At 69.1% G+C, this 6391-nt stretch carries 5 protein-coding genes; all 5 read left to right on the top strand.

Going from position 1 to position 6391, the window contains the following annotated elements:
* The first annotated feature begins 476 nt into the window (after positions 1-476).
* Positions 477-1133, top strand: a complete 657-nt coding sequence (locus tag VFS34_13740) for a cytochrome c3 family protein (protein ID HET9795510.1) — start codon at positions 477-479, stop codon at positions 1131-1133.
* A complete protein-coding gene (locus VFS34_13745) occupies positions 1130-4120 on the top strand; it encodes a TAT-variant-translocated molybdopterin oxidoreductase (protein ID HET9795511.1) in 2991 nt (996 codons plus the stop codon). The genes VFS34_13740 and VFS34_13745 overlap by 4 nt, the downstream gene beginning before the upstream one ends.
* Positions 4117-5490 carry an NrfD/PsrC family molybdoenzyme membrane anchor subunit gene (gene nrfD / locus VFS34_13750; protein HET9795512.1) on the top strand — a complete coding sequence of 458 codons (1374 nt, stop codon included), beginning with the start codon at positions 4117-4119 and terminating at the stop codon, positions 5488-5490. Before VFS34_13745 ends, nrfD begins: the two co-directional genes overlap by 4 nt.
* Positions 5487-6032, top strand: coding sequence for a DUF3341 domain-containing protein (locus VFS34_13755; GenBank protein ID HET9795513.1), 546 nt, complete (start codon positions 5487-5489; stop codon positions 6030-6032). Before nrfD ends, VFS34_13755 begins: the two co-directional genes overlap by 4 nt.
* Positions 6029-6391, top strand: a 363-nt coding sequence (locus tag VFS34_13760) for a cytochrome c (protein HET9795514.1), incomplete at its 3' end; no start/stop codon positions are given. The genes VFS34_13755 and VFS34_13760, both read left to right, overlap by 4 nt.

A 6391-nucleotide genomic window follows, 5' to 3' on the forward strand; every position in this document is an offset into this window, starting at 1 on the left:
GCAGGACGAAACCCGCCGAAAGTAAGTGGCACGCGCGGCGATGCATCGAGCCGGACGGGCGCGTGGCGCCCGCCTGGGGCGCTCAACGTACGCCCGGCATGCCCCGGCCGCAGGCCGGGCGACCCGCATCCCGTCGGGCTCGCGCCCGGCCTCGCCTCGTCGTGATCCGGAGCGGGAGGCGTCCGCGAGCCGCGCGCCTTTCTCGTTCCTCGAAGCGCGCTGCGGCGCCGCCCCGAGTCCCGATCCCTTTGACTCGTTCGAAAGGAAAACTTGCATCGCGGGAGAGACGGGATATTCTTGGGGCCGAGGAAGCCCAAGGTTCTCGTCCTCTCGGTGTTTCGGAATTTTCGAGAGGGTATCAAGCGCGCGTGAGTTCGAATACCGGTTCGGAACACCCGTTCCCTCCGCCCTGCCGACGCGTCCTTCGCGACGCGCCCTTCCGATTCGATCGCGGGCATCGAAGAGGCGGGGTGTAAGTGCAGATCTTTCATCGCAGCACCAACTTTCTCGCGAAGCTCTCGATCTTCGGGTCGCTCTTCATCGTCGCCGGCCTCGCGGGAGCGGCCTGGGAGATCTACATGTCTCCCTGGACGACGCAGGTCGACACGCCGAAGGAGCAGCCGGTGGCGTTCTCGCACGAGCACCACGTGCGGGGCCTCGGACTCGACTGCCGGTACTGCCACACCTCCGTCGAGACGAGCTCGTTCGCCGGAATTCCGCCGGTGAAGACCTGCATGACGTGCCATTCGCAGATCTGGACGAACGCCGAGATCCTCGAGCCCGTCCGGGCGAGCTACCGGACGGGGCAGTCGCTCGAATGGACGCGCGTGCACGACCTGCCACAATTCGTGTATTTCAACCACAGCATCCACGTGAACAAGGGGATCGGCTGCGCCTCGTGCCACGGCCGCGTCGACGAAATGCCGATCACGTGGCAGGTGAATTCGCTCTACATGCGCTGGTGCCTCGATTGTCACCGCGATCCGAAGCCGTTCCTGCGGCCGCGCGACCAGGTGTTCAACATGGAATACGTTCCGCCCGCCGATCAGGCGGCCCTCGGTGACCGGCTGGCGAAGGAATACCACCTGCTGAACACCGCCCAGATGACCGATTGCGTCACGTGCCACCGATGAGCGAGCGGCCGCCGATCGACCTCGACGCCGTCCGCGCGAAGCTCGCGGCTTCCGCGGGGCCGGAATACTGGCGCGGGCTGGAAGAGCTCGCCGAGACGCCGGAGTTCCAGGACCTCCTCGCGCACGAGTTTCCCGAAAACGCGGAGCAGTGGGGCGCGGACCCCGTCTCGCGCCGGCGCTTCCTGCAGCTCATGAGCGCCTCGCTCGCGCTCGCGGGGCTCGCGGCGTGCACGCGGCAGCCGGAAGAGAAGATCGTCCCGTACATCGACCAGCCCGAGGAGATCGTTCCGGGGAAGCCCCTCTTCTTCGCGACGGCCGTCCCGTGGCGAGGGTACGCGATGCCCGTCGTCGTCGAGAGCCACATGGGACGTCCGACGAAGATCGAAGGGAATCCGGGACATCCCGCCGTCCCGGCCGGCGGGACCGACGCGTTCACGCAGGCGTCGATCCTCAACCTCTACGATCCCGACCGGGCGCAGGTCGTCAAGCACGCCGGCACGATCGCGAGCTGGGAGAGCTTCGTCGCCGCGCTCGCGCCGCTGCTCGACGCGCAGCGCGCTTCCCGCGGAGCGGGCTTCCGGCTCCTGACCGGGACCGTGACCTCGCCGACCCTCGGCGCGCAGATCCAGGCGCTGCTCTCGGCGATGCCCGCCGCGAAATGGCACCGGTGGGACGGGATTCCGGGCGACGCGGCCCGCGCCGGAGCGCGCTCCGCGTTCGGCCGCGACGTCGCGTCCCGTTACCGCTTCGACCGCGCGCGGGTCGTCCTCTCGCTCGACTCCGATTTCCTCTGCGGCGATCCGGGGAGCGTCCGCTACGCGGCGGATTTCGCCTCGGGGCGGCACGCGCGCCGCGATCGGGCGGACCTCTCGCGGCTCTACGCCGTGGAAGCCACGCCGTCGCTCGCCGGCGCGGCCGCCGACCATCGGCTCGCCGCCCGGCCGGCCGTCGTCGGCGGAATCGCGGCCGCGGTCGCGGCGGCGGTGGGCGCCGGGGGAGCGGGCGCGGCCGGATTGCCGCCCGAGGCCGCGAAGTTCGCCGCCGCCGCCGCGAAGGACCTCGCCGCGCACCGCGGAGCGTCGCTCGTCGTCGCGGGCGAGGGACAGCCGCCGGAAGTCCACGCGCTCGTGCACGCGATCAACGGCGCGCTCGGGAACGCCGGCACGACGGTCGAGTACACCGATCCGGTCGAGGTCGATCCGGTCGTGCAGCTCGATTCCCTCCGGGATCTCGTCGGGGAGATGAACGCCGGCCACGTCCAGCTCCTCGTGATCCTCGGCGGCAACCCGGTCTTCACCGCGCCGGCGGACCTCGACTTCCGCAAGGCGCTGACGAAAGTTCCGTCGGCCGTTCGCCTCGGGTTCTGGGAAGACGAGACGTCCGAGTGGTGCCGCTGGAACGTACCGATGACGCACGCCCTCGAGACGTGGACCGATCTCCGCGCGTTCGACGGGACGATCACGATCGTCCAGCCGCTGATCGCGCCGCTCTACCAGGGAAAATCGGAGCACGAGCTCCTCTCGGCGCTCGCGGGCGATCCCGACCGGACGAGCCACGACATCGTCAAGGACTCGTGGAGCGGCCGCCACGCGGGCGCCGATTTCGACGGATTCTGGCGCAAGTCGCTGCACGACGGATTCGTGGCGGAAACGGCGCTCCCCGCGATCGTCGTGTCCGCCTCGGCGCGTCCGGCCGCCGCGGCCGCCGCGCCGCCGCCCTCCGGGCTCGACGTCGTTTTCCGGCCGGACCCGACGATCTGGGACGGCGAGTGGGCGAACAACGGATGGATGCAGGAGCTGCCGAAGCCCCTCACCCGCCTGACGTGGGACAACGCGATCCTCGTTTCGCCCGCGACGGCGGCCCGCCTCGGCGTCGCATCGGAAGACGCGGTGTCGGTCTCCGCGGAAGGTCGATCGGTCCGCGGTCCGGTGCTCGTCCTGCCCGGCCACCCGGACGACGCGCTGACGCTGCACCTCGGCTACGGGCGGCGCCGCACGGGCACGGTCGGGCGCGGCGCCGGATTCGACGCGTTCGCGCTGCGCGGATCGGAGGCGCTCTGGACGCTTTCCGGCGCGTCGGTCGCGAAGACGGGGGGCACGTGGCGCCTCGCGTCGATCCAGCTCCACAACACCATGGACGGGCGCCATCTCGTGCGCGCCGCGACCGTCGAGAAGTTCCGGGCGGATCCGGAATTCGCGAAGCGGCTCGCCGAGGACCCCGAGAAGAGCGACTCCCTCTATCCGGCGTTCCCGACCGAGCTCCCCGGGAAAGATCCGGCGTGGGGGATGGCGATCGACCTGAACACGTGCATCGGATGCGCGGCGTGCGTCGTCGCGTGCCAGGCGGAGAACAACAGCCCGGTCGTCGGGAAGGATCAGGTCCTCCGCGGCCACGAGATGCACTGGCTCCGGATCGACCGTTACTACCAGGGGGGCCTCGAGAACCCGAAGACGTATTTCGAGCCGGTCGCCTGCATGCACTGCGAAAAGGCGCCCTGCGAGGTCGTCTGTCCCGTCGGCGCGACCGTTCACAGCCCCGAAGGCCTGAACGAGATGATCTACAACCGGTGCGTCGGCACCCGGTACTGCTCGAACAACTGCCCGTACAAGGTGCGGCGCTTCAACTTCCTCCAGTATTCCGACGCCAAGACGCCGAGCCTGCGCCTCCAGAAGAACCCGGACGTGACGGTTCGGAGCCGGGGCGTCATGGAGAAGTGCAGCTATTGCGTGCAGCGGATCTCGTCGGCGCGGATCGAGGCCGAGAAGACGAACGCGCCCATCCGCGACGGCGCGATCCAGACGGCGTGCCAGCAGGCCTGCCCGGCGGGCGCGATCGTGTTCGGCAACGTCCACGACCGCGAGAGCCGGGTCGCCGCGATGAAGGCGGAGCCTCTGAGCTACGGCCTGCTCACGGAGCTCAACACGCGGCCGAGGACGACGTACCTCGCGAAGATCTGGAACCCGAATCCGGAGCTGGGGGAAGCATGAGCGACGTCCCCGAGCGCACCGCGAGCCTCTCCGGAGGGCCGGTCCTCGAGCCCGGGCACACGTACCGGAGCGTGACCGAGAAGATCAGCTCGATCGCGCTCGCCCGGAAGACCCCGAAGGAGTGGTGGATCGGGTTCGGCGTTTCGTTCCTGCTCCTGATGATGCTGCTCTACGCGACCGGTTACCTCTTCATCAAGGGGGTCGGCATCTGGGGAATCAACATGCCGGTCGCATGGGGATTCGCGATCGTCAATTTCGTCTGGTGGGTCGGCATCGGGCACGCCGGGACGCTGATCTCCGCGATCCTCCTCCTGCTGCGGCAGGAGTGGCGCACGTCGATCAACCGTTTCGCGGAGGCGATGACGCTCTTCGCGGTCGCCTGCGCCGGTCTCTTCCCTCTGCTCCATCTGGGGAGGCCGTGGGTTTTCTACTGGCTGTTCCCCTATCCCGACACGATGCGGCTCTGGCCGCAGTTCCGGAGCCCGCTCGTGTGGGACGTGTTCGCGGTCTCGACGTACGCGACCGTTTCGCTCCTCTTCTGGTTCGTGGGGCTGCTCCCCGACCTCGCCACGCTCCGCGACCGGGCGCGGCGCCGCCCCGCGAAGATCATCTACGGCATCCTCGCGATGGGATGGCGCGGCTCGGCGACGCACTGGCACCGCTACGAGACCGCGTACCTGCTGCTCGCGGGACTCGCGACGCCACTCGTCGTGTCGGTCCACACGGTCGTGTCGTTCGACTTCGCCGCCGGGATCATCCCGGGGTGGCACACGACGATCTTCCCGCCGTATTTCGTCGCCGGCGCGATCTACTCCGGCTTCGCGATGGTGCTGACGCTCTCGATCCCGCTCCGCGCGTTCTACGGGCTCGAGGACTTCATCACGATGCGGCACCTCGAGAACATGGCGAAGGTGCTGATCGCGACCGGCCTCATCGTCGCCTACGGCTACGCGGCGGAGCTCTTCATGTCGTGGTACAGCGCGAACGCGGCCGAGCAGTTCCTCGCGAAGAACCGCGCCTTCGGCCCGTACTGGCCCGCGTACTGGGCGCTCATCCTCTGCAACGTGCTGACGGTCCAGCTCCTCTGGTTCCGGAGGATCCGGACGCGGCCCTGGTTCCTCTGGGTGATCGCGATCGTCATCAACGTCGGCATGTGGCTCGAGCGCTACGTGATCGTCGTCGTGTCGCTGACGCGCGACTTCCTGCCGTCGATCTGGCGCTCGTACCACGGGACCGTCTGGGACTGGGCGACGTTCCTCGGCTCAATGGGGCTGTTCCTGTCGCTCCTCTTCCTCTTCATCCGGTTCCTGCCGGTGATCTCGATCGCCGAGATGCGCTCGCTCGTCGACGAGACGGAGGGACGCGAATGAAGCGCGCCGGCCGCCCGCCGATCTACGGGATCCTCGCGGAGTTCGAGGACCGGGAGCGATTGCTGGAGGCGGCGCAGACGGCGAGCGGCGCGGGATACCGCGCGCTCGACGCCTACACGCCGCTGCCCGTCGAGGGGCTCTCCGACGCGATCGGGTTCCACCACACCCGCCTGCCGTGGGTCGTCTTCACGGGGGCGGCGCTGGGCGCGCTCGGCGGCTTCGGGATGCAGCTCTACGCCTCGGCGGTCCACTATCCGCTGAACATCGGCGGCCGGCCGCTCAACTCCTGGCCGGCGTTCATCCCGATCACCTTCGAGCTGACGGTGCTCGGCGCATCGCTTTTCGCCGTCTTCGGGCTGCTCGCGTTGAACGGGCTTCCGACGCCGTACCACCCGCTCTTCAACGTGGACCGGTTCGAGTTCGCCTCGCGCGAGGCGCTCTTCCTCTGCATCAAGTCGAAGGACCCGAAGTTCGACCGCGCCGCGACGCGCCGTTTCCTCGAGGGCCTGCGCCCCCACGAGGTCTCGGAGGTCGAGTGGTGAGGCGGCTCGTTTTGCTGGCGGCCGTGGCGGCGGCGGCCTTCGCGTGCCGCAACGACATGGGCGACCAGCCGAGGCTCAAACCGCTCGCCCGGAGCACGTTCTATCCCGACGGGCGGGCGTCCCGCCCGCTCGTCGAGGACACCGTGGCCCGCGGGTCTCTCACGCGCGACGAGCTGTTGGAGACCGGGAAGTTGAACGGCGCCATCGCGGACGTCTTTCCGTTTCCCGTCACGGCGGCCATTCTCGACCGCGGCCAGGAGCGCTTCGACATCTTCTGCTCGGTCTGCCACGGGCGCACGGGAGAAGGAGACGGCATGGTGGTGCAGCGGGGCTTCAAGCGCCCCCCTTCCTTCCACGTG

The sequence above is a fragment of the Thermoanaerobaculia bacterium genome, from assembly GCA_035717485.1.
Lineage (GTDB): Bacteria > Acidobacteriota > Thermoanaerobaculia > UBA5066 > DATFVB01 > DATFVB01.

What these genes read in the sequence shown, in the direction of transcription:
- VFS34_13745 (HET9795511.1), top strand. Translation starts at nt 1,130, where the DNA reads ATGAGCGAGCGGCCGCCGATCGACCTCGACGCCGTCCGCGCGAAGCTC.
- nrfD (HET9795512.1), top strand. Translation starts at nt 4,117, where the DNA reads ATGAGCGACGTCCCCGAGCGCACCGCGAGCCTCTCCGGAGGGCCGGTC.
- VFS34_13755 (HET9795513.1), top strand. Translation starts at nt 5,487, where the DNA reads ATGAAGCGCGCCGGCCGCCCGCCGATCTACGGGATCCTCGCGGAGTTC.